The organism is Candidatus Magnetominusculus xianensis, from assembly GCA_001541255.1.
Classification (GTDB): domain Bacteria; phylum Nitrospirota; class Thermodesulfovibrionia; order Thermodesulfovibrionales; family Magnetobacteriaceae; genus Magnetominusculus; species Magnetominusculus xianensis.
Map to the genome: position 1 here is coordinate 1 of LNQR01000145.1, position 1,294 is coordinate 1,294.

At 51.8% G+C, this 1,294-nt stretch carries 1 protein-coding gene; it reads right to left on the reverse strand.

Annotated features, from left to right (window positions below; all coding sequences use genetic code 11):
- The coding region (locus ASN18_RS17705; RefSeq protein ID WP_236861860.1) for an FG-GAP repeat domain-containing protein at positions 1–1,294 on the reverse strand (1,294 nt) is incomplete at both ends.

The following is a 1,294-nucleotide window of genomic DNA, read 5'->3' on the forward strand; positions in this document are numbered from 1 at the left end:
TGCGATTTCCCAGTTCAAATCTGAAAGCGTGGGCAGTGTTACCATGTCTGTTACGTAGACTCCGTTTATCAGCCATATTACATTCTGACCGGAGGTCTTATGCCGCCATACTATATCTGTGATGCCGTCGCCGTTGTAGTCTCCTGTGGCAGCGATGTCCCAGTTGACATCAGATAGTGTCGGCATGAACTCTGTGCTGCTTACGCTGTCGCCGCTCATGCGCCAGAGGGCGTTATAACCGTAGAGTTTGTGACGCCAGAGGATTGATACCGTGTTGTCGCCATAAAAATCCCCCGTACCGGAGATTTTCCAGTTCGTATCGCTGAATGTCGGCAGCAGCACCATTGAAGTCGCGGCTGACTTCTTAATTTTCCATTTGGCGTTATACCCATTGGTATTGTTTCTCCATATCACTTCGGTATTGTTGTCGGCGTCTGTATCTCCGGCTGAGACTATTTCCCAGCTTATGTCTGAGATAGTACCCAGTTGAGCGCCGCCGCTTGTCACACCGCCGCTGTAATACCATATGGCCGTGGAGCCGGTCATTTGATTTCTCCACAGGATACCGGTCTGATTGTCCTGATTGAAGCGTCCTGCACCAGCAATCGTCCATGATGGGTCTGTGACGCTGTCGATGTATTTCGCATCTTTCACTGTTGTACCGCTCATCAGCCACACGGCGTTATATCCATAGACCTTATTTCTCAACAGGATGTCTGTGCTGCCGTCGCTGTCGAAGTCGAACTTGCTTTGTCTGAGTGTTATGCCGCCCTTGAAGTCAACGGTCACTGTCCTGTCGGTGCTTATCGTCAGGCCGCACATGGTGTTATATAGCGAATCACATCCACTCCATGCGTTAAACGTTGAGCCTGAACCAGCAGCGGCCGTCAAGGTTACCTGAGAGGCAGTGGTTGAGATTACGCCTGTGTTGCCGCTCCATGCGATAGTGCCTGATGACGCGGTCACAGTGCCTGAGCCGGTTCCTGATTTTACTATCGTCAGGGTGCGGGTGCTTGAGGTGGTTGAACTAAACGTGGCGGTTACGAGTTTTGAGGATGTCATAGACACGTAACACAGGGTTGAACTTGTCGTATCACATCCTGTCCAGCCCGCGAATGTCGAACCAGTACCAGCCGCTGCCGTCAGATATACACCTGCTCCTGATGAGTATGACCCAGTACCCGAATTGCCGCTCCATGTGAGGGTGCCTGTGCTGGCCGTGACCGTACCCGTACCTGAGCCTGCCTTTGTAACGGTAAGCGTGAAACTATTCAGGCTGTCCTGAGTTACCGTA